Consider the following 24,171-nt stretch of genomic DNA (forward strand, 5'->3'; position numbering starts at 1 on the left):
TCCTGAAAACGTGTGTACGTAGGGGGGTTGGGCTCGACCGGGGGTCGGCCCGGCCCGTCCGCAGCCGGTCAGCGGGCCGCTCGGGCCGACGCCGGGAGCCAGTCGAAGGACTCCGCGCTCGGACGGTCGCCCGGCTTGTACTCCAGGCCGACCCAGCCCGCGTAGCCGGCGTCCTTCAGCTCGTCGAGGAGCTGCTCCAGCGGGAGCGAGCCGGTGCCCGGCGCGCCGCGGCCCGGGTTGTCGGCGATCTGGACGTGGCCGGTCTTCGCGGCGTACGCCTTGATGACCTGGCTCAGGTCCTCGCCGTTCATCGAGAGGTGGTAGAGGTCCAGCAGGAACTTGGCGTTCCCGAGGCCCGTCGCCGCGTTGACCTTGTCGACGACCTCGATCGCGGCCGGTGCGCCGACCAGCGGATAGAGCGGCGACTCCGGCTTGTTGAGGGTCTCGACGAGGAGGATCGCCCCGACCCGGTCCGCCGCACGGGCGGCCAGCACCAGGTTCTCCAGGGCGAGCGCGTCCTGCGCCGCCGGGTCCGTGCCCTCGACGCGGTTGCCGTACAGCGCGTTGAGCGCCGTGCAGCCGACCGAGGCGGCGAAGTCGGCCGCCACCTCGATGTTGGCCCGGAAGCGGTCCGACTCCGTGCCGGGCACGGAGAGCGCGCCGCGGTCGGGGCCGGGCAGCTGTCCGGCGTAGAAGTTCAGCCCCACCAGCTGGGTGCCGGCGTCGTCGAGCGCCTTCTTGAGGGCGTCGAGCTCCGCCTGCGGAGGGGTGGGGGTCTCGATCCAGGGCCACCACAGCTCGACCGCCGTGAAGCCCGCCGCGGCGGCTGCCGCGGGGCGCTCCAGGAGCGGGAGTTCCGTGAAGAGGATCGAAAGGTTCACATCGAAGCGCTGGTCCGTGTATCCCATGAGGATGTCGGCGCTCCTTCCGTATTGCGGAAGATAGTTTCTGCTTAACGGAAGATTGCCCGGAGGGTGGTGAGGCTGTCAAGGGGGTGCCGGAAAATTCGCCCCGGCCGGCGGGCGTCCGGGCGTGCGGTCGTTCGGCGACCCGTCATCGCGTTGCGCAGGGTGCAACTCCGGTTGCACCTCTTGTCGAACGGTCGTCGGCGGGCCAGGGTGGCGAACGCATCCGAAGCAGCCGACTCCCCCCACACGAGGTGCCTCGCATGAACGCAGCCCCCCACCCGCGCCCCGCTTCCGGCCTCCCCGGCCGCCGAGGTCTCCTCGGCGGCCTGCTGGCGGGAGCCGCCCTGGCCGCCGTCCCCGCCCTCGCCGCTCCCGCCCGCGCGGAGGCCGGCCCGTCCCCCTCGCCCGCCGCCCCCGCCGGTCCGCGCGCCACCCGCCCGCTGCTGCTCGGCACGTACACCTCCGAAGGCGGAGGCGGCACGGGCATCGGCACCGCCGCGTACGACACCGGCACCGGCGCGATCACCCCCGGACCGGTGATCACCGGTGTCGAGAACCCCTCCTACCTCGCCGCGCACCCCTCCGGGGCCACCGTCTACGCGGTCGCCGAGCAGGCGGCGGGCGCGGTCACCGCCGTCGCGATCGGGCCGGACGGGACGTACGAGGTGCTCGGCAGCCGCGCCACCGGCGGCTCCGGCCCGACCCACCTCTCCGTCCACCCGTCCGGACGCTGGCTGCTGAGCGCCAACTACACCTCCGGCAGCATCGCCGTGCACCCGATCGCGGGGGACGGCTCGCTGGGGGAGCGCACCGACCTGGTCGTCCACAGTTCGCCGCCGCCCGGGCCCGGGCAGGGGGGACCGCACGCCCACCAGGTCGTCACCTCGCCCGACGGCGGTCACGTCCTCGCCGTCGACCTGGGCACCGACACCGTGTACACCTACCGGCTCGACACGTCGGCCGGGGCGCTCACCGAGGTCTCCCGGGCCGCTCTGGCGCCCGGCTCCGGCCCCCGCCACCTGGCCTTCCATCCCGGCGGGCGCTTCGCCTACCTGGCCTGCGAGCTGGACGACACCATGGTCGTCTGCGCGTACGACCCGACCACCGGCGCCCTCACCCCGGGGCCCGGGCAGTCCACCGGCACGGGGTCCGGCACCAGCTACCCCGCCCAGCCGGTGGTCACCGGGGACGGGGCGTACGTCTACCTCGCCAACCGGGGCCACAACAGCCTCACCCGTTACGCCGTGGAGGGCGGGGGCGCGGCCCTGCGGCTGCTGGACACCGTGCCCGTCGGCGGTGACTGGCCCCGCCAGCTCGCCCTGTCGCCGGACGGTTCCCTGCTCTTCGCCGCGAACCAGCGCTCCTCCACCGTCACCGCGTTCGCCGTCGGCCCCGACGGTTCCCTGACCGGTGCGGGCACCCCGTTCCCGGCGCCGGTCGCGGTCTGCGTCCTGCCGCTTCCGTGACCACCGCGTCCGGGTCCCCGCGCGCACCCGAGCGGGGCCCCGTCCAGCGGTTACAGTCGTGGCCGAGCCGCGGGAGCCCGCACCCGGGGCGAGGACACCATGGAGGCACAGTGCGCTTGAGGGTGGAATTCACCACCGAGCCGTTCGATCTCGACGAGGCGCCCACCCACGCGGTGGTGGCCCGCGAGGTGATCCAGGGCGCCGGGCTGGACGCCGTGGACGTCGGCCCCTTCGGCAACACCGCGGAAGGGGGCGCCGACGAGGTGCTCACCGCCGTGGACTCCCTGCTGCGGCGGACCCTGGCCTCGGGCGCCACCCGGGTCTCGCTCCAGGTCAACGTGATCGAGGGGGACGCGTCATGACCGAATCCGTCGATCACCCCCCGGCCGCTGCCCACGTCTCCGCCGCGTCCGACAACTCTTCGGCAACGCTCGACCATCCGCTGGTCTCCGCGGTCAAGCCGCTCGTCGACGCTATGGGCGCGGAGCTGCTGGGCCCCGATCAGGCCCAGCCGGACGACGTCGTGCTCGCCTGGGAGGGGCAGGACGTCATAGCCGTACGCCTTCCGCAGCTCTCCGACTCGCTCGACCACATCCTCGCCGCGCTGGAGCGACGGCACGGGATGCCGCTCGCCGACCTGGACCGCAAGGCCAAGCAGAGCGTCGTCCGAACGCTGGAGGCACGCGGTGCCTTCTCCGTACGGCACGGGGTGGAGACGGTGGCCGGCGCCCTGGGCGTCTCCAGGTTCACCGTGTACAACTATCTGAACCGGGAACATACGGCCAAGGGTGAGTAGTTGGCCGAACCCGCCGAACGCACAGGAAAGCCGCCGTCCGCATGTCGGGACGGCGGCTTTCTTCGTTCGCGAGATTTCAACAAAGTGTTGACGTCGTGTTGCGGAGGGCGTTAGCTATCCGCAGCCCGAACAACGCACAGCGAAAAACAGCCACGGAGGCTCCCGTGACTTCGAGCTCCACACCGGGCCTCACCCGGTTCAACACCCTGGCGGACGGCGAGGCCACTCCCGCACTGCACGAGGTGTGCGCCAGTGCGACCTGGGGAAACACCATCCTCGCCGGGCGCCCGTACGCCACCGAAGAAGCCCTGCTCTCCGCGAGCGACGCCGCCATGGCGACGCTCACCGCGGAGGACCTGGCCGAAGCGATGGCGGGCCACCCGCCGATCGGCCGCCCGAAGCCCGGCGACCCGACCTCCTCCCGCGAGCAGCGGGGGATGGCCGGCGCCTCCGAGGAGCTCAAGACCGAGATGCTCGAACTGAACCTGGCCTACCAGGAGCGGTTCGGACATGTCTTCCTGATCTGCGCCACCGGCGCCACCGGTGAGCAGATGCGCGACGCGGTGAAGTCCCGGATCGGGAACTCGCCCGAGCAGGAGCAGGAGATCGTGCGCACCGAACTGGGCAAGATCAACCGCATCCGGCTGACCCGTCTCGTGACGGAGACCCTCGCAGAGGGCACCCCCGCACAGGACTCTTGAGATCTAGGAGAGTGACGGTCTTGAGTACCGACACGACCGCATCGGTGTCCACCCACATCCTGGACACCAGCATCGGCCGCCCCGCCGCGTCCGTCGCCGTCTCGCTCGCCGCCCGCAGCGGAAGCGACGCGCCGTACGTGACGCTCGGAGCGTCCGCGACCGATGCGGACGGGCGCTGCAAGGACCTCCCGGCACTGCCGGAGGGGACGACCCATGTGCGTCTCGACTTCGACACCGAGACGTACTTTTCCAAGAAGCAAGCCGAGGCGCAGCAGGACGCCCCCCGCGTAAGGGACAGCGGCGCGTTCTTCCCGGAGGTGACCATCGCGTTCGCGGTCGCCCCGGGCGAGCACTATCACGTACCGCTGCTGCTCAACCCGTTCGGCTACTCCGTTTACCGAGGGAGCTAGCACCGACATGCCCACGATTCTCGGCCAGAACCAGTACGGCAAAGCAGAGAACCGCGTCGTAAAGATCACGCGGGACGGCGACACCCACCACATCAAGGACCTGAACGTCTCGGTCGCCCTCTCCGGCGACATGGACGACGTCCACTACTCCGGCTCCAACGCCAACGTCCTGCCGACCGACACCACCAAGAACACGGTGTTCGCGTTCGCCAAGGAGCACGGGATCGAGTCCGCCGAGCAGTTCGGCATCCACCTCGCGCGGCACTTCGTCTCCTCCCAGGAGCCGATCCACCGCGCCCGGATCCGGATCGAGGAGTACAGCTGGGAGCGCATCGCGACCTCCGACGGCAACTCCAGGTTCATCGGCGCCGACGAGGTCAGGCACTCCTTCGCCCGCAAGGGCATGGAGACCCGCGTCTCCCAGATCACCTACGACGGTGAGAACTGGGAGGTCATCTCGGGCCTCAAGGACCTGACCGTGATGAACTCGACCAACTCCGAGTTCTGGGGCTACGTCAAGGACAAGTACACGACGCTCAAGGAGGCGTACGACCGCATCCTGGCGACGGACGTCTCCGCGCGCTGGCGCTACAACTGGACCAGCGACGAGCAGCGGATGCCGAACTGGGAGAAGTCCTACGAGCAGGCGCGCAAGCACATGCTGCACGCCTTCGCCGAGACGTACTCCCTCTCGCTCCAGCAGACCCTTTACCAGATGGGTTCGCGCATCATCAACAGCCGCAGCGAGATCGACGAGATCCGGTTCTCGCTGCCGAACAACCACCACTTCCTGGTGGATCTCGAACCGTTCGGACTGAAGAACGATACCGCCGATGGTGCTGTCTACTTCGCGGCGGACCGCCCCTACGGTCTGATCGAGGCCACCGTGCTCCGGGACGGCGTCGAGCCGAAGATCCCGGTCGACATGACCAACCTCTGACGCGGCACTGAACCGGCCGCCGTCCGTCCACAGCCGGACGGCGGCCGGTCATCCCGGAGGGAAATCCCATGGCACAGCCTGCAACGGGGCCGGCCGAAGGCCCAGGCAACGACCCCTCGAAAACCCTCGTCGACACGGCGGTTCACCCGGTCGACGAGAAGCTTCCTCCCGCGCGGCTCGTTCCCGCCGCGCTCCAGCACATCGCCGCCATGTACGCGGGCGTCGTCACCCCTCCGCTGATCATCGGCCAGGCCGTCGGCCTGGACACCGCCGGCATGACCCGGCTCATCGCGGCGAGCCTCCTGATCGCCGGACTCGCCACCATCCTCCAGACGATCGGTCTCGGCCCCTTCGCCGGCAACCGGCTCCCCTTCGTCAACGCCGCGTCCTCCGCCGGGATCGCGCCGATGCTCGCCATCGCCGAGACCAGCGCACCGGGCCACCAACTCCCCGCGATCTACGGGGCGGTGCTCGTCGCCGGAGTCTTCTGCCTGGCCGTCGGCCCCTTCTTCGGCCGACTGCTGCGCTTCTTCCCGCCGCTCGTCACCGGCGTGGTCATCACCCTCATCGGCGTCACCCTCATGCCCGTGCCCGTCGCCTGGGCGCAGGGCGGAGACGCCACCGCCGCCGACTTCGGCGCCATGAAGTACCTGGCGCTGGCCGCCTTCACCCTCGTCGTCATCCTGCTCATCCAGCGCTTCGGCCGCGGCTTCCTCAAGCAAGTGGCCCTGCTCATGGGCATGTTCGTCGGCACGCTGGCAGCGATCCCGTTCGGACTCGCCGACTTCTCCGCGCTGAAGTCCGCACCGCTCGCCGCCCTGCCGACCCCCTTCGCCTTCGGCGCGCCGGAGTTCCAGCCCGCCGCGATCCTGTCGCTCTGCATCGTCATGCTCGTCCTGATGACGGAGTCCTCCGCCGGGATGCTCGCCCTCGGCGAGATCTGCGACCGCCGCACCGACGGCCGCACGATCACCCGGGGCCTGCGCACGGACGGCATCGCCACCCTCCTCGGTCCGGTCTTCGGCGGCTTTCCCACCAGCGCCTTCGCCCAGAACGTCGGCGTCGTCTCCCTGACCCGCGTACGCAGCCGGTACGTCGTCGCGGCCGCCGGCGGAGCCCTCCTGGTCCTCGGCGCCTTCCCGGTCCTCGGCGCGGTCGTCTCGCTCGTCCCGATGCCCGTCCTCGGCGGCGCCGGCATCGTCCTCTTCGGCTCCATCGCGGTCAGCGGCATCCGTACGCTCTCCGAGGCGGGCCTCGACGACAGCTCCAACATCATCCTGGTCGCCGTCGCGCTCGGCGCGGGCATCATCCCGCTCGCCGCGCCCACCTTCTACGCCGGCTTCCCGGCCTGGGCGCAGACCGTCCTCGGCTCCGGGATCAGCGCGGGAGCGCTGGTCGCGGTCGTGCTCAACCTGTTCTTCCATCATCTCGGCACCCACAGCCGCACCGCTGTGGCACTCAAATCCTCCTAGGGTCCTGCCGTGCCCACATCGCCACAGAGAGAAGAAGGAAGCGCCATGGCAGCTTCGGCAGACCCTCAGCGCATCGTCATCGAAAACTGTTCGATCGCCACCGTCGACGCCCACGACACGGAGTACGCGTCCGGCTACATCGTCGTGGCGGGCAACCGCATCGAGTCCATCGGCGCCGGCAAGGCTCCGGAGGGCCTGAGCGGAGTCGTCCGGCGGATCGACGGCACCGGGCACCTCGCGACACCCGGCCTGGTCAACACCCACCACCACTTCTACCAGTGGATCACCCGGGGCCTGGCCACCGACCACAACCTCTTCAACTGGCTGGTCGCCCTCTACCCGACCTGGGCGCGCATCGACGAGCCGATGGCCCGCGCCGCCGCGCAGGGCTCGCTCGCCATGATGGCCCGCGGCGGCGTCACCACCGCCATGGACCACCACTACGTCTTCCCGAAGGGCTCCGGCGACCTCTCCGGCGCGATCATCGGCGCCGCCCGCGACATGGGCGTACGGTTCACCCTCGCCCGGGGTTCCATGGACCGCAGCGAGAAGGACGGCGGCCTGCCCCCGGACTTCGCCGTCGAGACCCTCGAAGGCGCGCTCGCCGCCACCGAGGCCACCGTCGACGCTCACCACGACGCCTCCTTCGACGCCATGACCCAGGTGGCCGTCGCACCCTGCTCGCCGTTCTCGGTCTCCACCGAACTGATGCGCCAGGGCGCCGAGTTGGCCCGCCGCAAGGGCGTACGGCTGCACACCCACGGCTCGGAGACCGTCGAGGAGGAGCAGTTCTGCAAGGAGCTGTTCGGGATGGGCCCGACCGACTACTTCGAGTCGACCGGCTGGCTCGGCGACGACGTGTGGATGGCCCACTGCGTCCACATGAACGACTCCGACATCGCCGCCTTCGCCCGTACGGGAACCGGCGTCGCCCACTGCCCGTCCTCCAACGCGCGCCTGGCCGCCGGCATCGCCCGGGTCCCCGACATGCTCGCCGCCGGCGTCCCCGTCGGCCTCGGCGTGGACGGCACCGCCTCCAACGAGTCCGGCGAACTCCACACCGAGCTGCGCAACGCGCTCCTCATCAACCGCCTCGGCGCCCACCGCGAGGCCGCCCTGAACGCCCGTCAGGCCCTGCGCCTCGGGACCTTCGGCGGAGCCCAGGTGCTGGGCCGCGCCGACCAGATCGGCTCCCTGGAGGCCGGCAAGCTCGCCGACCTCGTCCTGTGGAAGCTGGACACCCTGGCCCACTCCTCGATCGCCGACCCGGTGACCGCGCTCATCTTCGGCGCGGCCGCCCCGGTGACCCTGTCCCTCGTCGACGGCAAGCCCGTCGTCGAGGGCAGCCACCTCACCACGGTGGACGAGGACGCCATCGCCCGCGTCACCCGCGACGAGGCCCGCCGCCTCGCGCAGATCGCCGCCGGAGCCTGATTCCGAGCGGTACCCCGCCGGAGTCCGACTCCGGGCGGCAACCCCGCGGAGCACGACTCCGCGCGGTATCCCCGACCGGCCGGTCGAGGGGGACGGCCCGAGACCGGCCGCCGTGGACCCGAGCGGGGTCCACGGCAGCCGGTCCGGCGGACGCGCGCATGGTGCGCGCCCGCCGGACCGGTGATGAACGCTGCCCGCACACACCCCCGTGCGCGCCCAACCGAACCCCCCACCTGCACGACCTGCACCACCTGAGAGAGCCGCACCGCCGCACCATTACGCACCACCTCCCTGAATCCCACGTCGCCGACGACGTGTAACCGACCGGAGGAACCGCCGTGGCCGCCAAGCCCAGGTTTCGCAAAGACGCAGATGCAGCCGCCCCCGACACCACGGCCGACAACGCCGCGGAAACGGGAGACGACCGGAAACACCCGGTCGACGAGACTCTCCCCCCACTGAAGATGTTCACCAGCGGCCTCCAGCACGTGGCCGCCATGTACGCGGGCGTGGTGGCCCCGCCGCTCATCGTGGGGCCGGCCGTCGGCCTCACCGCCAAGGAGACCGCCTTCCTGATGGGGGCGAGCCTGTTCACCGCGGGGATCGCCACCCTGCTCCAGACCATCGGCTTCTGGAAGGTCGGCGCCCGGCTGCCCTTCGTCAACGGCGTCTCGTTCGCCGGCGTCGCCCCGATGATCGCGATAGGCAAGGACCGGGGACACGACGGGATAGCCGTCATATTCGGGGCGATCATCGTCGCGAGCATCCTCGGCTTCGTCCTCGCCCCGTACTTCTGCAAACTGGTCCGCTTCTTCCCACCCGTCGTCACCGGCACCGTGATCACCCTGATCGGTGTCTCCCTCCTCCCGGTGGCCTTCAACTGGTCCCAGGGCGGCAACGCCACGGCCGACGACTACGGTTCGATGACCAACATCACCATGGCCGCCGTGACCCTGGTCATCGTGCTGGCCCTGCGCAAACTCCTGCGCGGCTTCCTCCAGCAGATCGCGATCCTGCTCGGCCTGGTCATCGGCACCCTGATCGCCATCCCGGCCGGCATCACCGACTTCGGCGCCATCAAGAACGCCGAAGTGGTCGGCTTCCCGACGCCGTTCGCCTTCGGCGCCCCGCAGTTCGAGATCGCCGCCATCATCTCGATGTGCATCGTGATGCTGGTCTGCATGACCGAGTCCACCGCGGACATGCTGGCCCTCGGCAAGATCGTCGGCCGCCCCGCCGACGAGAAGATCATCGAGGGCGGCCTGCGCGCCGACACCCTCGGCAGCGCCATCAGCCCGCTCTTCAACGGGTTCATGTGCAGCGCCTTCGCCCAGAACGTGGGCCTGGTCGCCATGACGAAGATCCGCAGCCGCTACGTCGTCGCGGCGGGCGGCGGCATCCTCATCGTGCTCGGCCTGGTCCCCGTCGCCGCCTCCGTCATCGCCCTCGTACCGCTGCCGGTGCTCGGTGGCGCGGGGATCGTCCTGTTCGGCACCGTCGCGGCCAGCGGCATCCAGACCCTGGCCACCGCCGCCATGGAGAAGGGCGAGAACGCGCTGATCGTGGCGGCGGCCCTCGGCATCGGCCTGATCCCGATCGCGGCGCCGCAGTTCTACCACGCCTTCCCGGAGAGCCTGCTGGTCGTCCTCGACTCGGGCATCTCCACCGGCTGTGTGGTGGCGATCGTGCTGAACCTCGCCTTCAACCACCTGGGCCGCAAGCCCGACACGGCGGACGACGAGGAGCAGGCACCGGGCGAGCACGTGGTGCCGGCCGCGGCCGGGGTCGGCGTCCACTGACCCGGCGGATTCCGACCGGAGCATCCGGGGCCCCGCGCGACGCGGGGCCCCGGCGGCCGTCCGGCGCCCGTCGGCTGTAGCGTCAGGGGCATGGAAGATCAGTCTGTTGTGGATGTCGGCGATGTGCGCCTCGCGTACCGGACCTGGGGCGACGCGTTCGGCTCGCCCGTCGTGCTGCTGCACGGCCTCGGCGGTTCGGCCGCGAACTGGGAGGCGGCCGGCCCCCTGCTGGGCCAGGAGTGGCGGGTCTTCGCCCTGGACCTGCGCGGCCACGGCGAGAGCGACTGGCCCGACGACTACGACCTGGACCTGATGGCCGAGGACGTCGTGGGCTTCCTCGACGAACTGGAGCTGGACCGGGTCGGCCTCGTCGGTCACGGCATGGGCGGGGTCGTCGCCCGGCTGGTGGCGCAGGAGCACTCCGACCGGGTGGAGCGCCTCGTGCTGGTGGAGACCCCGGCCCCGTTCCCCGGCGACCCGGGCCCGGCGGGCCGGCCCGAGGGGCCGGTGGACTACGACGAGAACGCGGTGCCCGCCGTACGCGACCAGCTCGCCGACCCCGGCCCGGACGCCGACGAGGCCCTCGGCGACATCGTCTCCCCGACGCTGATCATCACCGGCGGCCCGGAGAGCACGATGGAACAGCACCGTCAGGCCGACGTGGCCTCCCTGATCCCGGACTGCCGGCTGATCACGGTCCCGGGCGGCCACCGGATGCACGAGACCCGGGCGGACCAGGTGGCCGCGCACATCACGGAGTTCTTCACCAGCTGACCGGGCTGTCGGCAGGGAGGTTGCTCAGCGGGGCCGAACGACCAGGGGTGAACGATCAGCGTCGAACGATCAGGAACGAACGATCAGGGGCGAATGATCCTGCGGACCAGATCCGGTGTCCACTCGACGTACTCGATCTCCGCTCCGCCTGCGTGGCGGGCGTAGAGGAACCGCCCCGTCGGACCGCCGGTCACGGGAGTGGTGATCGTGGCCCCGGCGGATTCGAGAGTGGCCAGCAGGGCCTCCAGGTCGTCCACCACGACGGTCGCCGAGGCATGGCTGTACCGGGCGCGTTCCTCGGCCGGGCCCGCGACGACCAGGAAATCACCGATGGCGGCCAGGGCGATCTCCTGGAAGGCCAGGCGCAGGTGTGGCTGTTCGCCGGTCAGCTCCTCCAGCAGGGGCAGCGCCTGGTCGAGGTCGTCGGTCCACAGGCGTGCGTACGTCTTGAGAAGGGTCATGAGGGTGCTCGCTCCCAGCCGTCCCGGCTCGTCCGGTCTGCGGAGAACCGTAGGCGAGCCCGGTGGCGGACCGGAAGAGCGCACTTTCCGGTGAGTGAGGAACCTCGAGGAAACCGCGTGGGCGGTGCGTCCGGGCCCGCGAGCCGGTGGAGCCCGCCCCCTTTCAGCCGCCCGGCCGCCAGTCCGGACGGCGGCCGCTGAGAGCGATCACCCGGTCCAGCAGCGGGGCGTCGTCCGGCACCGGAACCGGCACCCCGAAGAGGCCGTCGGAGCCGTCGGAGCCGTCAGCGGTATCAGCGGATTCAGCGGCGGCAGCACCGTCCGGGCCCTCCTCCTCCGCCGGGGCCAGCAGGGCCTCGCAGGACCGCAGTTCGGCCTCGCCCGCCGCGTACGGCTGCCCGGTCGACCGGGCCAGGTCCCAGCCGTGGACGACGAGTTCGTTGAGCGCGACGGCCCCGGCCACCTCGCCGGGCAGCTCCACCCCGCCCGCCCGGGTCATGCCCGTCCAGGCGTCGGGCGAGCGCCAGGCCGTCGCCAGCTCGTCCAGCCGTCGGGGCAGCACCTCACGCCAGTCGTCGTCGAGTACGGGAAGGGCGGCGTCCGGGGAGACGGCGGTGCTCGCCCCGAGATCCTTGCGGGCGGCGTCGCGGAAGGCGGTGGCGAGCCCGGTGAGGTGGCCGAGCAGTTCCCGCACGGCGTAGTCGGGGCAGGGGGTGGGGCCGGCCAGCCGGCTGTCGCCGACCGGACCGAGCAGCGCGGTGATCCGCCGGGCGGCCGGCTCGAGGTCGGGAAGAGCGGCGGCATCCGACACGCGGTTCTCCTGTGTGTCCATACAGGTAAGACCCTTCGACCGCCGAAAACTCATCGACCGGCGAAGCGCGAGCCGTGACGCGCGACCCGGGGGCCGAGACCCTGCCCCATGGCCTGCCGGGACCGCGGTCGGGCGGCGCACACCGTCACATAGCGGATGGTTCCTCGCCGTCCTCTTGTCGGCGACCCCCGCGCCATGGCATACAGGTCTGGACCATTGCTGTCCGGATGGAAGGCACCACCGTGCAACGCCCCCACATCTCTGCCGCGTTGACCTGTTCCGCCCTGCTTCTCGCACCCCTCCTCTCCGCCTGCGGTGGCACCGCCGAAGCCGACACGCAGCCTCCCGGCACCCCCAAGGGCGTGACCGCCCAGGCCAGCAGCTCCACCTCGGTGCACGTCATGTGGGAAGGCGCCTCCGACAACAAGAAGGTCGCCGGATACGAGATCTACCGCGGAAAGGCCAAGGTCAAGAGCGTCCCGGCGACGAAGACCATGATCGACGTCGACGGGCTGACGGCCTCGACGGACTACACCTTCAGCGTCCGGACCAAGGACACGGCGGGGAACCTCTCCGCGCCCAGCAAGGCCGTCCCCGTCACCACCCAGGCCACCCCGCCCAAGGACGACACACCCCCCACCGTCCCGGCGAAGCTGACGGGCAGGGCCGACGGAAAGCGTGCCGCCACCCTCACCTGGGGCGCGGCCAAGGACGACGTCGGCGTCACCTCGTACGACATCTACCAGGAGGACTCCCGGATCCACAGCGTTCCGGCCTCCGAGACCACGGCGAAGCTCACGGGGCTGCGCCCGGGGACCGTCTACACCTTCACCGTGCGCGCCCGGGACGCCTCCGACAAGTCCTCGGCCGACAGCAACGCGCTCGACCTCACCACCGAGTCCGCCCCCGGCGCCCCCGCGAGCACCGCCCCCACCGGTCTGCGCACCGAGGTCGGCAAGGAGGGCGGCGACTTCGTCCTCGACCTGTCCTGGGACCAGCCCGAGACGGGCGGAGCCATCCCCGCCTACGAGCTCTATCTGGACGGCAAGCTGACCACCACGATCGTCTGGGGCGGTACGCCTCCCAAGGGTCGCGCCACCTACCGGCTGGACATGTCCGACCCGGCGGGCACCCGCTATTCGGTGAAGCTCAGGGCCAAGCTTCCGGACGGCAAGTGGGGTGACTTCTCGGCCCAGCGGACGGTCCTCCTGACGGACTGAGGCCCACGCGGCCGGCGCTCTCCAGGCGTGCGGCGCGCAGCCCTCCATGGTCCATTGGTCCCAGAAGGCAGGCCGGTGGACCGAAGGGGCTGAACCATGGACCTGGGAGACGACCTGAGCACGCGGGTCGACGCGCTGATGGACGGTCTCGTCGCCGACCTGGAACGGCTGACGGCCATCCCGTCCATCGCCTTCCCCGGCTTCCCGCCCGAGCCCGTGCGCGAGGCCCACGACCTCCTCGTGGACCTGTTGCGCGGCGCGGGCGTGGAACGGGTGGAGAGGCTGGACCTTCCCGACACCGCGCCGGTCATCGTCGCGGAGGTCCCGCCGCCCGCCCCGGGCGCGCCGACCGTCCTGCTCTACGGCCACTACGACGTCCAGCCGCCCGGCGACGAGGCTCTCTGGCTCTCGCCGCCCTTCGAGCCCACCCGCGTCGAGGGCGGGCTGCGGGCCCGGGGCATCGCCGACGACAAGTCCAACATCATCGTCCACCTGGGCGTTCTCCGGGCCTGCGCAGGCCGTCCCCCGGTCGGGCTGAAGATCGTCCTGGAGGGCCAGGAGGAGTACGGAAGCGCCTTCGACGACTACCCGCCCACCGACCCGGACCGGTTCGCCTGCGACGCGATGGTCATCGCGGACATGGGCAACCTCCGCCCCGGCAGCCCCACGCTCACCACGGGGCTGCGCGGCGCGGCGGAGGTCTTCGTGGAGGTCCGCACCCTCGCCGAACCCCGGCACAGCGGCGAGTTCGGCGGCGCGGCCCCGGACGCCCTGCTCGCCCTCCTCAAGGCCCTCGCCACCCTCCACGACGTCCACGGCGACGTGGCGGTGGAGGGCCTGCGCCGCGAGGAATGGACCGGCGCCACCTATACGGAGGACGAGTTCCGTTCCCTCGCCGGTGTCCAGGAGGGCATGCCCCTGATCGGCTCCGGGGGTCTCGGCGAGCGCCTCTGGAGCGGCCCGGCGATCACCGTCATCGGCATCGACGCTCCGGGCGTCGACCACGCGGCCTCCGCCGTCGTCCCGTACGCCCGCGCCAAACTGAATCTGCGCTTCCACCCCGAGCAGGACCCGAGGGAGGCCCAGGGCCTCCTCGTCACCCATCTGGAGTCCCTGCGTCCGTTCGGTATCCCGCTCACCGTCACGGCGGGTGACACAGGCCCCGGATTCGAACCCGCGACCGACGGTCCGGCGTACCGCGCCGCCCGTACCGCGCTCCGGGAGGGCTGGGGGAGCGAACCGGCCCTCGTCGCGAGCGGTGGATCGATCCCCCTGGTCAACGGCCTGGCCAAGGCGGTCCCGGGCGCCGAGGTCCTCCTCTTCGGCGCCCAGGACGGCATGTGCAACCTGCACGCCCCGAACGAGCGCGTCCTCTTCTCGGAGCTGCGGTCGGCGGTGATCGCGGAGGCCGCGTTCCTGCGCGAGTACGCGAAGACGTACGGGAGCACTACGGACGGGACCGCGACGGTCGGGACCGCGACCGGTGGTAGCACGACCGGAGGGACCGCGACCGGCGGGAGCACGGCATGAGCAGTGCGGCCGACACGAAACCGGCTCCGGAGGAAGAGCCCCCGGCCAAGAAGAAGTTCACCTTCCCCAGCGCCCTCACGATCCTCGCGGTCGTCACGCTGGCCGTCTGGGCGCTGGCCTTCCTGATCCCGCCCGGGGCCTACGACCGCGACGAGGAGGGGGCCCCGGTCCAGGGCACGTACCACCGGGTCGACTCCGACCAGAGCTTCGTGGACCGCCTGAACGACCTCTTCCTCTCCCCGGTCAACGGCCTCTACGGCGTCCAGGACGCCAAGACGGGCGAGGTCGGCCCGGACCTGGCCGGCGAGCTGTACGGCAGCGCGGGCGTGTTCCTCTTCGTGCTCGCCATCGGCGCGTTCATCACGGTGGTGTTCGCGACCGGCGCCCTGGACCGGGGCATCGGCCGCCTCGCGCACCGGCTGCGCGACCGGGGAGCGCTGCTCATCGCCGGAGTGATGCTGGTCTTCTCCCTCCTCGGCACCGTCGAGGGGTTCGCGGAGGAGACGCTCGGCTTCTACGGCCTGATCATCCCGCTGATGCTGGCCCTCGGCTACGACCGCATGGTGGCCACCGGCACGATCATCCTCGGCGCGGGCATCGGGGTGCTCTGCTCCACCGTGAACCCCTTCGCCACCGGAGTCGCGTCCTCCGCCGCCGACATCTCGCTCGGCGACGGCATCGTGCTGCGCGCGATCATGTGGGTGGTCCTGACGGCGGTGACGATCGGCTACGTCATCCGGTACGCGGTCCGGGTCCGCAGGAACCCGGACCGCTCGCTCTCCGGCTTCCTGCCCGGCGACCGCGAGCACGACGCGGCGGACGCGGGGGAGCCCCCGGAGCTGACCGGGCTCCACCGGACCGTTCTCGTGCTGGTCGCCCTGGTCTTCAGCTTCATGATCTTCTCGGTCGTCCCGTGGTCCAGCGCGATCACGGGCGACGCCGACGCCACCCCGTACGGCTTCGAACTCGGCTGGTCCTTCCCCCAGCTGGCCGCCCTGTTCCTGGTCGCGGCGGTCCTGGTCGGCGTCGTCGCCCGGTTCGGCGAGCAGAAGCTCAGCGCGACGATCATCCAGGGCGCGGCGGACTTCATCTCCCCGGCCCTGGTCATCGTCCTCGCGCGCGGCGTCACGGTCATCATGAACAACTCGCAGATCACCGACACGGTGCTGCACTCCATCGAGGGCGTGGTCTCGGGCACCTCGTCGGCGCTGTTCGCGGTCTTCGTCTTCATCGTCAACCTGCCGCTCGCCTTCCTCATCCCCTCCACCTCGGGTCACGCCACCCTGGCGATGCCGATCCTGGCCCCCCTCGCCGACTTCGCCGGTGTCTCCCGCGCCGTGGTCGTCACGGCGTGGCAGGCGGCGAGCGGCTGGATGAACCTCTGGGTCCCGACGACGGCGGTCACCATCGGCGGGGTGGCCCTGGCGAAGATCGGCTACGACAAGTACCTGCGGTTCGTCTGGCCGCTGCTGGCGATCCTGTTCGCGCTCATCTGCGGGTTCGTGGCGTTGGGGGCGGTGTGGACATGAGGGGCCGGGGGGCGGGCGCCCCGGGGCGCGACAACGGGTGACCCCGCCGGGAACACCACCGCCCCCGGCGCTCTGCGGTGCCGGGGGCGGTGGTGGTGCGGGTGGTGGTGCTGGTGTCGTGAGGTCAGCGCAGCTGCTCGTACGCCGGCAGGGTCAGGAAGTCCGCGTAGTCCTGGTCCAGGGAGACCTGGAGCAGGAGGTCGTGGGCCTGCTGCCACTTGCCCGCGGAGAAGGTCTCCTCGCCGATCTCCTCGCGGATCGCGGTCAGTTCCTCGGCGGCGACCTTGCGGGCCAGGTCCGCGGTGGCGTGTTCGCCGTTCTCGAAGACCACGTCGGCGTTGATCCACTGCCAGATCTGCGAGCGGGAGATCTCCGCGGTGGCGGCGTCCTCCATCAGGTTGAAGATGGCGACCGCGCCCAGTCCGCGCAGCCAGGCCTCGATGTAGCGGATGCCGACCGCGACGGCGTTGCGCAGGCCGTCGTAGGTCGGGCCGGCGTCGAGGGTGTCGATGGCGATCAGGTCGCCCGGGGCCACCGAGACGTCCTCGCGGAGGCGGTCCTTCTGGTTGGGCTTCTCGCCGAGGACCGCGTCGAAGGAGGCCAGGGCGATCGGGACCAGGTCGGGGTGGGCGACCCAGGAGCCGTCGAAGCCGTCGTGCGCCTCGCGGTCCTTGTCGGCCTTGACCTTCTCGAAGGCGACCTTGTTGACCTCGGCGTCGCGGCGCGAGGGGATGAAGGCGGCCATGCCGCCGATCGCGTGCGCGCCGCGCTTGTGGCAGGTGCGGACCAGGAGTTCGGTGTACGCCCGCATGAACGGGGCGGTCATCGTCACCGCGTTGCGGTCCGGGAGGACGAACTTGGCCCCGCCGTCGCGGAAGTTCTTGACGATGGAGAAGAGGTAGTCCCAGCGGCCGGCGTTCAGCCCGGAGGCGTGGTCGCGCAGCTCGTAGAGGATCTCCTCCATCTCGTACGCGGCGGTGATCGTCTCGATCAGGACGGTGGCGCGGACCGTGCCCTGCGGGATGCCGACGTAGTCCTGGGCGAAGACGAAGATGTCGTTCCAGAGGCGGGCCTCCAGGTGCGACTCCGTCTTCGGCAGGTAGAAGTACGGGCCCTTGCCGAGGTCGATCAGGCGCTGCGCGTTGTGGAAGAAGTAGAGGCCGAAGTCGACCAGCGCGCCGGGCACGGAGACGCCGTCCAGCTGGAGGTGGCGCTCCTCCAGGTGCCAGCCGCGCGGGCGCATGACGACGGTGGCGAGTTCGTCGGCGGACTTCAGCGCGTACGACTTGCCCGACCTCGGGTCGGTGAAGTCGATGCGGCGCTCGTAGGCGTCGGTGAGGTTGAGCTGGCCGAGGACGACGTTCTCCCACGTGGGGGCGGACGCGTCCTCGAAGTCGGCGAGCCAGACCTTGGCGCCCGAGTTCAGGGCGTTGATGGTCATCTTGCGGTCGGTCGGACCGGTGATCTCCACCCGGCGGTCGTTCAGAGCGGCCGGAGCCGGTGCGACCTTCCAGGAGTCGTCCGCGCGGACCGCTGCCGTCTCGGGCAGGAAGTCCAGCGTGGAGGTGCGGGCGATCTCGGCGCGGCGCTCACCGCGCAGGGCGAGCAGCTCATTGCGGCGCGGGGTGAACCGCCGGTGCAGTTCGGCCACGAACACGAGGGCCGCGTCGGTCAGGACCTCTTCCTGCCGGGGCAGGGGCTCGGCATCGACGATGGCCAGCGTGGACGGCGCTGGTGCGGACATGAGCTGTCACTCCTTCAGCGGGCGGCGGCGTCTCATGGCCGCCGGGTCGCCTGAGACGGCACGGCGTGCCATGGCTCCGAGATACGGCCGTGGGCGCCGTCTGAGGTTCAGAGGGCTTCTGACCAGTGGATAGTAGTTTCCTCATGGTGGAAGTTCAATGGTTTGTTGATGTCGAGATTCTCCGGGTCGACAGAAACGGCCCGATGGCGGCGCAGCGTGCCAGCGCGGCCACGCACGGTGGACGGGTGCGGGTCGGCACGGTCACTCCAGGTGCTTCAGATCCTGCGAGGTGTCGATGTCGTATGCCTCGGCCACATCCGAACACTCCACGAGCGTGATCGCATCGCGGTGCTCCCGCAGATAGGCCCGCGCACCCCGGTCGCCCACCGCGCCCGCCGCGATGTCCGCCCACCGGTCCACCCCGAACAGCACCGGGTGGCCCCGTTCCCCGCCGTACGAGGCGGCCGCCAGACTGGTCCGCGAGCGGTACGCGAGACGCACCCGCGCCACCGCCTCCGCCCCGATCCCGGGCTGATCGACCAGAAGGACGAGCGCCGCGTCCGCGTCCGTCGCGCCCAGGGCGGCCAGGCCCGACCGGAGGGAGGAGCCCATGCCCTCCTCCCAGTCCGGGTTCACCGTCACCGCGCAGCCCGCGAGATCCGCGCGGGCCCGCACCTCGTCCGCCGCCGCGCCCAGCACCACGTGCAGCGGGCCGCAGCCGCCGTCGCGCAGGGAGCGCACCGCGTGCTCGATCAGCGGGCGGCCCCGGTGCTCCAGGAGCGCCTTCGGCCGGCCGCCGAGCCGGCGGCCTCCGCCGGCGGCCAGCAGCACCCCCGCGACCTCGGGGTTCTTCGCGGTGGAAGCCATGTCCGCGGTCCTCTCCGTAGCCGTGCCTGTCGTCGTGTCCGTGGCCATGAGGTCTGGATACCACTGAGCGCTTCGCACACGCGACACGCATGTCACCCTCAGGGGTCACCCCGATTTCTTTCCGTGGGCTGGCGCGTACTGCCTGTCATGGCGTTAACTTGCGGGCACACCCGGTGACTTGGCCACAGCCCGGGCCCGGGGGTCACACCGGCACACGGACGTGCGAGGGGGAGTGCTGTGTTGCGAAGCGTGGGGCAGAAGCGCCTGACCGGCAGCGACGAGGACCCGAGGGTGGCCGAGCTGCGGATGGCCGTCTCCCGGCTCCGCCGCGAACTGGCCGGGCTCCGGGCCGAATTCCCGGACCGGCCGATCGCCGAGGACGAGCTGGCGGCCCTGGACGCGATGGCCGTCGGCGGCGTGCCGGAGATCCCCCGTATGCGCCGCTCCCTGCTGCTGATCGCGGGGGCGATCGGCTCGGTGAGCGCGGTGGCGGCAGCCCTGCGCGAGGTGCGCAACGCGGTCGACCTCTTCGGGGAGCCCCCACGCGGGTGAAGCGCGGCGCGGAGCCCCCGCGCGGCTGACCGGCGGGGCCCGGGCCCGGCTTCGGCGGGGCGGGCGAGCCCGGCCTCAGCGGCGGATGAGCCTGCGGGCCGTGGCCGCCGCGACCGCCGACGTACGGGAGTCGACGCCCAGCTTGGCGTAGATGTGCACCAGGTGGGACTTGACCGTCGCCTGGCTCAGGAACAGCCGCTTGCTGATCTGCAGGTTCGACAGGCCCTCCCCGACCAGCTGGAGCACCTCCAGCTCCCGCCGGGTCAGCGCCTCGGCCGGCGTCCGCATCCGGTCCATCAGCCGGTGCGCCACCGACGGCGCGAGCGCGGAGCGGCCCGCCGCCGCCGTGCGCACCGCCGCCGCCAGCTCCTGCGGCGGCGCGTCCTTGAGCAGATAGCCGCTCGCCCCCGCCTCGACCGCCGCCAGGATGTCCGCGTCGGAGTCGTAGGTGGTCAGGATCAGGACCCGGGGGCCCTCCGGTGCGGCGGTGATCGTCGCCGTCGCCTCCGAGCCGTGCATGCCCGCGCCGAACTGGAGGTCCATCAGGACCACGTCGAAGCGGCCCGCCGCGGCCAGGGCGACGGCCTCCTCGGCGGTGGCGGCCTCACCGACGACCCGGAAGTCCCGCTCGGTGTCCAGGACCGCGCGCAGCCCCGCCCGGACGACCGGATGGTCGTCCGCCAGCAGCAGCCGGATCGTGTCACCGCTCCCGCCACCGGCCCCACTCCCGTCACCGCTCCCGCCGCCGATCCCGCTCATGCCGCACGCTCCGCTTCCGCGACGGGCAGCGGCAGGGTGACCGCCACCGCCGTGCCCTGTCCCGGCGCCGACTCCACGCTCAGCGCGCCGCCGAGCGACCCGGCGCGCGCCCGCATCGCCGGCAGCCCGAAGCCGCCGTCGCCGCGCTCGTGGACCGGCGCCCCCGACGGGTCGAAGCCCTGCCCGTCGTCCACGACGTCCAGCGCCACCGAGGTGTCCATGAAGCTCAGGGTGATCTCCGCGCGCCCGGCCCGCGCATGGCGCACCGTGTTGGCCAGCGCCGACTGCGCGGTCCGCAGCAGCGCCACCTCGTACGGCGTCGGCAGCTCCACCGGGGTCCCGCTCACCGCGAACCGTACGGTCAGGTCGGGTGCGGTCGTCCGGGCGCAGAGCCGCTCCAGCGCGGCGGCCAGCGAACCGTGCTCCAGGTCCGGCGGCGTCAGCGCGCGGACGAAGGACCGGGCCTCGGCGAGATTGGCCTGCGCGGCCTCGCGGGCGGCCCGCACATGCCCGGCGGCCGGCGCGTCCCCGGGCAGTGAGCGCTCGGCGGCGCGCAGCAGCAGCTGGATGCTGGACAGGCCCTGGGCCAGCGTGTCGTGGATCTCCCGGGCGAGGCGCTCGCGCTCGGCGAGGGTCCCGGCCGTGCGTTCGGCCTCGGCCAGCTCCGCGCGGGTGGCGACCAGCTCCACGATCAGCTCGCGCCGCCGCTCGCTCTCCCGGAAGAGCGCGTCGTACCCGAGGACGGTGGCGACGGCGACCGCCGCGCCGATCAGCGGCCCGATGAAGGCGCCGGGCTCGATCTCCTGCCGGTGCACGACGAAGCCGGTGATCGCGGCGCCGGCGGTGACCACGACGGCGGGCAGCGCCCACCGCATCGGCAGGATGTGGAGCTGGAGGAAGTAGAGCGGGAAGGCCACCCACAGGGCGTCCGGCGACAGGACCAGCAGCCCGGCCCACAGGGCGCCGAGACCCGCCAGCCACACGGCCCCCGCCCGGTTTCCCGGCTGTACGGAGGGGGCGAGCGGACCCGCCGCGTACAGGGCCGCCAGCAGCACCGCCACCACCACGACCGCCGGTGCCCGCGACGCGTCCTCGCTCACCGCGCGGACCGCCACCAGGGCCAGTAGCCCGACCAGCAGGGCGTGCAGACAGAGCCGCAGAGCTGCCGTGACGTGGGTGTGCGAACGCGAATCCATGGTCCGTCCAGCGTAGCCGCGGCCTTCCCGGACCCGGTCAATCGAAAGGTTGATCCCTGGCCCGTCCGCCGCGCGATGTTTTCCCGCCCGCGCCGCACGACGCTGGAGCCATGTTCGTCGCATGGAGAGACCTCCGCTTCGCCAAGGGCCGGTTCGCGCTCATGGGCTCGGTCGTGGTGCTGATCACGCTGCTCGTGGGCCTGCTGTCGGGCCTGACCGCCGGCCTGGCCCGGGAGAACATCTCGGCCGTCACCGGTCTGGACGCCGACCACCTGGCCTTCGCCGCGCCACCCGACGGGCAGGCGGAGTCGTTCACCAACTCGACCGTCCGGGAGGACGACTGGCGGACCTGGGTCGCGCGGCCCGGGGTCGAGGCCGCGCAGCCGGTCGGCATCCGGACGCTGAACGCCACCGCCGCGGGTGGGCGGAGCGCCGCCGTCTCGGCCTTCGGCGTCGAACCGGACGGCACCCTCGGGCCGGAGGGGATCGGCCCGGGTCAGGTCGTGCTCTCCGAGAAGGCGGCAGAGGAGCTCGACGCCTCGGCGGGTGACAGGATCGCGCTCGGCCGGACCGAGCGCGCGGTCGCCGCCGTCGCCACGGACGCCTCGTACAGCCACGCACCCGTCGTCTGGACCTCGCTCGACGACTGGCAGCAGATCGGCCACGACGGCGCCGGGCCCGCCGAACAGGCGACCGTGATCGCCCTGACCACCACCGGAGGCGTCGACCTCGCGGCGGGGGACGAGGCGGCGGGCACCAGCACGCTCACGCTCGACGACTCCCTCACGGCCATCGGCTCCTACCAGTCGGAGAACGGTTCGCTGCAACTGATGCGCGGCTTCCTCTTCGCCATCTCCGCGCTCGTCATCGGTGCGTTCTTCACCGTCTGGACGATCCAGCGCAGCGGCGACGTCGCCGTGCTGAAGGCGCTCGGCGCGTCGACCCCGTACCTCCTGCGCGACGCGCTGGGGCAGGCCGTGGTGATGCTCGCCCTCGGTACGGGACTGGGCACCGCCCTGGCCGCCGGGGCCGGAGCCCTGATCGGCCGAGGAGCCGTGCCGTTCGTCCTGGACGCGGCCACCGTCCTCGTCCCGGCCGCCGTGATGATCGCCCTCGGCGCGCTCGGGGCCGCCCTGTCCATCCGGCGGATCACCGCCGTCGACCCGCTCACCGCACTCGGGAGTGCCCGATGACGCTCACCCTGACCGACGTCACCCTCACCTACCCGGACGGCGAGGGGCGGCTCACCGCTCTGGACCGGGTCTCGCTGGACGTCCCCCCGGGCACGCTCACCGCCGTCGTCGGGCCGTCCGGCTCGGGCAAGTCGAGCCTCCTCGCGGCCGCCGCCACCCTGGTCACCCCGGACTCCGGCGAGGTGGTGGTGGCCGGGACGCCGACGGGCGGCCTCGGCGGTGCCGGACGGGCGGCCCTGCGCCGGGAGCACATCGGCATCGTCTTCCAGCAGCCCAACCTGCTGCCCTCGCTGACCGCGGCCGAACAGCTCCAGGTGATGCGCCACCTGTCCGGGGGTTCCGCCCGGGCCGCCCGCCGCCGGGCCCTGGAGCTGCTGGACGCGGTCGGTCTGGCCGACCGCGCCGGCCGGCGGCCGCACCAGCTCTCCGGCGGGCAGCGCCAGCGGATCAACATCGCGCGGGCCCTGATGAACGAGCCGGAGGTCCTGCTCGTCGACGAGCCGACCAGCGCGCTCGACCACGAGCGCGGCGCGGCCGTGCTCGACCTGCTGGTCACCCTGACCCGGGAGCGCGCCACCGCCACGGTGCTGGTCACGCACGACCTCGCGCACCTGGAGCGGATGGACCGCACGGTGACGATGGACGACGGGCGGCTGACCGTACCGGCCGGGGTCTGAGCCCCGGGGCCGGAGCCGGGGCCGGAGGCTCTTCCACGGCGCCGGCCGGCCCGGCCCCGGGCCGGCCGGGACGGTGGGTGGCCGGATCGTGCGGGCTCAGCCGCCGTTCGTGCCGTTGCTCGCCAGCGCGTCGGACAGCTCTCCCGCGACCTGCTGGAGGATCGGCACGATCCGCTCCGTCGCCGCCTCCGTCACCCGCCCTGCCGGGCCCGAGATGGAGATCGCGGCCGAGGTGGGGGAGTTCGGCACGGGGACCGCGAGGCACCGCACGCCGATCTCCTGCTCGTTGTCGTCCACCGCGTACCCGGCGCGGCGCACCAGCTCCAGGGCGTCCAGGAAGCCCTCAGGGGTGGTGATCGTCTTCTCGGTGGCGGCGGGCATGCCGGTACGGGCCAGGAGCGCGCGGACCTCGTCGGCGGGGGTGTGCGCGAGGAGCGCCTTGCCCACACCGGTGGAGTGCGGCAGGACCCGTCGGCCGACCTCGGTGAACATCCGCATGGAGTGCTTGGACGGCACCTGGGCGACGTACACGATCTCGTCCCCGTCCAGCAGCGCCATGTTCGCCGTCTCGCCGGTCTCCTCCACCAGTCGGCTGAGGTAGGGGCGGGCCCAGGTGCCCAGCAGCCGGGAGGCGGACTCGCCGAGGCGGATCAGCCGGGGGCCCAGCGCGTAGCGGCGGTTGGGCTGCTGGCGCACGTATCCGCAGACGACCAGGGTGCGCATCAGCCGGTGGATGGTCGGCAGGGGCAGACCGCTGCTCGCGGACAGCTCGCTCAGTCCGACCTCGCCCCCGGCGTCGGCCATCCGCTCCAGCAGATCGAAGGCGCGCTCAAGGGACTGCACCCCACCGCTGGAACCGGAGGGCTTGGAGTCGGCTGTGCTGGCGTGGGACGGCGGCACGTCAACGGTCCTTTCGAAGCGGAAGGCAAGGC

At 71.9% G+C, this 24,171-nt stretch carries 24 protein-coding genes; 16 read left to right on the plus strand and 8 right to left on the minus strand.

The genetic code is table 11. The features are described from left to right. Positions 1–68: 68 nt before the first annotated feature. Entirely contained in the window at positions 69–908 is an 840-nt protein-coding gene (locus OG245_RS31850; protein WP_371626793.1) for a TIM barrel protein, read from the minus strand. A 260-nt stretch (positions 909–1,168) separates the two neighbouring features. Here OG245_RS31850 and OG245_RS31855 point away from each other — a divergent pair, with 260 nt between their 5' ends. The 10 genes from OG245_RS31855 to OG245_RS31900 all read left to right on the plus strand — a co-directional run bounded on the left by OG245_RS31855 (position 1,169) and on the right by OG245_RS31900 (position 10,700). Then, positions 1,169–2,374 (plus strand): lactonase family protein, encoded by a 1,206-nt coding sequence (locus OG245_RS31855; RefSeq protein ID WP_371626794.1) that lies wholly within the window; start codon positions 1,169–1,171, stop codon positions 2,372–2,374. Positions 2,375–2,484: 110 nt separating this feature from the next. Continuing rightward, positions 2,485–2,736, plus strand: a complete 252-nt coding sequence (locus tag OG245_RS31860) for a hypothetical protein (RefSeq protein ID WP_371626795.1) — start codon at positions 2,485–2,487, stop codon at positions 2,734–2,736. After that, on the plus strand, positions 2,733–3,170 hold the full coding sequence (locus OG245_RS31865) for a helix-turn-helix domain-containing protein (protein ID WP_371626796.1): 438 nt from the start codon (positions 2,733–2,735) through the stop codon (positions 3,168–3,170). Before OG245_RS31860 ends, OG245_RS31865 begins: the two co-directional genes overlap by 4 nt. A gap of 164 nt (positions 3,171–3,334) precedes the next feature. Further along, positions 3,335–3,871: a 2-oxo-4-hydroxy-4-carboxy-5-ureidoimidazoline decarboxylase gene (uraD, locus tag OG245_RS31870; RefSeq protein WP_371626797.1), complete on the plus strand. Its 537-nt coding sequence runs from the start codon at positions 3,335–3,337 to the stop codon at positions 3,869–3,871. Between the two features lie 20 nt (positions 3,872–3,891). Further along, on the plus strand, positions 3,892–4,281 hold the full coding sequence (gene uraH / locus OG245_RS31875) for a hydroxyisourate hydrolase (RefSeq protein WP_018961384.1): 390 nt from the start codon (positions 3,892–3,894) through the stop codon (positions 4,279–4,281). Positions 4,282–4,288: 7 nt separating this feature from the next. After that, positions 4,289–5,221 carry a factor-independent urate hydroxylase gene (gene pucL / locus OG245_RS31880; protein ID WP_371626798.1) on the plus strand — a complete coding sequence of 311 codons (933 nt, stop codon included), beginning with the start codon at positions 4,289–4,291 and terminating at the stop codon, positions 5,219–5,221. 68 nt (positions 5,222–5,289) lie between these two features. Further along, the gene (locus tag OG245_RS31885) at positions 5,290–6,693 is read left to right on the plus strand and encodes a nucleobase:cation symporter-2 family protein (protein WP_371626799.1); all 1,404 of its coding nucleotides are present in this window, start codon (positions 5,290–5,292) and stop codon (positions 6,691–6,693) included. 45 nt (positions 6,694–6,738) lie between these two features. Beyond that, positions 6,739–8,127 carry an 8-oxoguanine deaminase gene (locus tag OG245_RS31890; RefSeq protein WP_371626800.1) on the plus strand — a complete coding sequence of 463 codons (1,389 nt, stop codon included), beginning with the start codon at positions 6,739–6,741 and terminating at the stop codon, positions 8,125–8,127. 338 nt (positions 8,128–8,465) lie between these two features. Next, positions 8,466–9,926 (plus strand): nucleobase:cation symporter-2 family protein, encoded by a 1,461-nt coding sequence (locus OG245_RS31895; RefSeq protein WP_371626801.1) that lies wholly within the window; start codon positions 8,466–8,468, stop codon positions 9,924–9,926. A gap of 90 nt (positions 9,927–10,016) precedes the next feature. Then, complete coding sequence (locus tag OG245_RS31900) at positions 10,017–10,700, plus strand: alpha/beta fold hydrolase (protein WP_371626802.1); 684 nt, start codon at positions 10,017–10,019, stop codon at positions 10,698–10,700. Between the two features lie 83 nt (positions 10,701–10,783). Here the strand turns inward: OG245_RS31900 and OG245_RS31905 are convergent, their stop codons facing one another. Beyond that, a complete protein-coding gene (locus OG245_RS31905) occupies positions 10,784–11,161 on the minus strand; it encodes a VOC family protein (protein WP_371626803.1) in 378 nt (125 codons plus the stop codon). Positions 11,162–11,324: 163 nt separating this feature from the next. Next, the gene (locus OG245_RS31910) at positions 11,325–11,993 is read right to left on the minus strand and encodes a TIGR03086 family metal-binding protein (protein ID WP_371626804.1); all 669 of its coding nucleotides are present in this window, start codon (positions 11,991–11,993) and stop codon (positions 11,325–11,327) included. Positions 11,994–12,199: 206 nt separating this feature from the next. Between OG245_RS31910 and OG245_RS31915 the strand changes: the two genes are divergently transcribed. The 3 genes from OG245_RS31915 to OG245_RS31925 all read left to right on the plus strand — a co-directional run bounded on the left by OG245_RS31915 (position 12,200) and on the right by OG245_RS31925 (position 16,251). After that, complete coding sequence (locus OG245_RS31915; RefSeq protein WP_371626805.1) at positions 12,200–13,192, plus strand: fibronectin type III domain-containing protein; 993 nt, start codon at positions 12,200–12,202, stop codon at positions 13,190–13,192. A gap of 96 nt (positions 13,193–13,288) precedes the next feature. Further along, positions 13,289–14,722 carry a M20/M25/M40 family metallo-hydrolase gene (locus OG245_RS31920; protein WP_371626806.1) on the plus strand — a complete coding sequence of 478 codons (1,434 nt, stop codon included), beginning with the start codon at positions 13,289–13,291 and terminating at the stop codon, positions 14,720–14,722. Then, a complete protein-coding gene (locus OG245_RS31925; RefSeq protein ID WP_371626807.1) occupies positions 14,719–16,251 on the plus strand; it encodes a YfcC family protein in 1,533 nt (510 codons plus the stop codon). The genes OG245_RS31920 and OG245_RS31925 overlap by 4 nt, the downstream gene beginning before the upstream one ends. A gap of 124 nt (positions 16,252–16,375) precedes the next feature. Here the strand turns inward: OG245_RS31925 and aceB are convergent, their stop codons facing one another. Next, positions 16,376–17,995, minus strand: a complete 1,620-nt coding sequence (gene aceB, locus OG245_RS31930; RefSeq protein WP_371626808.1) for a malate synthase A — start codon at positions 17,993–17,995, stop codon at positions 16,376–16,378. A 261-nt stretch (positions 17,996–18,256) separates the two neighbouring features. Further along, complete coding sequence (locus OG245_RS31935) at positions 18,257–18,862, minus strand: NTP transferase domain-containing protein (protein WP_371626809.1); 606 nt, start codon at positions 18,860–18,862, stop codon at positions 18,257–18,259. Between the two features lie 249 nt (positions 18,863–19,111). Between OG245_RS31935 and OG245_RS31940 the strand changes: the two genes are divergently transcribed. After that, entirely contained in the window at positions 19,112–19,414 is a 303-nt protein-coding gene (locus OG245_RS31940; protein WP_371626810.1) for a DUF5955 family protein, read from the plus strand. A gap of 75 nt (positions 19,415–19,489) precedes the next feature. On the opposite strand, the gene OG245_RS31945 is transcribed toward OG245_RS31940, so the two are convergent. Together OG245_RS31945 and OG245_RS31950 are read right to left on the minus strand one after the other, a co-directional pair. Beyond that, entirely contained in the window at positions 19,490–20,173 is a 684-nt protein-coding gene (locus OG245_RS31945) for a response regulator (RefSeq protein WP_371626811.1), read from the minus strand. Continuing rightward, positions 20,170–21,369 carry a sensor histidine kinase gene (locus OG245_RS31950; protein ID WP_371626812.1) on the minus strand — a complete coding sequence of 400 codons (1,200 nt, stop codon included), beginning with the start codon at positions 21,367–21,369 and terminating at the stop codon, positions 20,170–20,172. The genes OG245_RS31945 and OG245_RS31950 overlap by 4 nt, the downstream gene beginning before the upstream one ends. A gap of 110 nt (positions 21,370–21,479) precedes the next feature. Here OG245_RS31950 and OG245_RS31955 point away from each other — a divergent pair, with 110 nt between their 5' ends. Both OG245_RS31955 and OG245_RS31960 read left to right on the plus strand, forming a co-directional pair. Then, complete coding sequence (locus OG245_RS31955; RefSeq protein ID WP_371626813.1) at positions 21,480–22,562, plus strand: ABC transporter permease; 1,083 nt, start codon at positions 21,480–21,482, stop codon at positions 22,560–22,562. Beyond that, positions 22,559–23,239 carry an ABC transporter ATP-binding protein gene (locus tag OG245_RS31960; RefSeq protein WP_371626814.1) on the plus strand — a complete coding sequence of 227 codons (681 nt, stop codon included), beginning with the start codon at positions 22,559–22,561 and terminating at the stop codon, positions 23,237–23,239. The genes OG245_RS31955 and OG245_RS31960 overlap by 4 nt, the downstream gene beginning before the upstream one ends. Positions 23,240–23,335: 96 nt before the next feature. Here OG245_RS31960 and OG245_RS31965 read toward each other — a convergent pair whose 3' ends face one another. Next, the gene (locus tag OG245_RS31965) at positions 23,336–24,139 is read right to left on the minus strand and encodes an IclR family transcriptional regulator (protein WP_371626815.1); all 804 of its coding nucleotides are present in this window, start codon (positions 24,137–24,139) and stop codon (positions 23,336–23,338) included. Positions 24,140–24,171: the final 32 nt, after the last annotated feature.

Source organism: Streptomyces sp. NBC_01116 (assembly GCF_041435495.1).
In the GTDB taxonomy this organism is placed as follows: domain Bacteria; phylum Actinomycetota; class Actinomycetes; order Streptomycetales; family Streptomycetaceae; genus Streptomyces.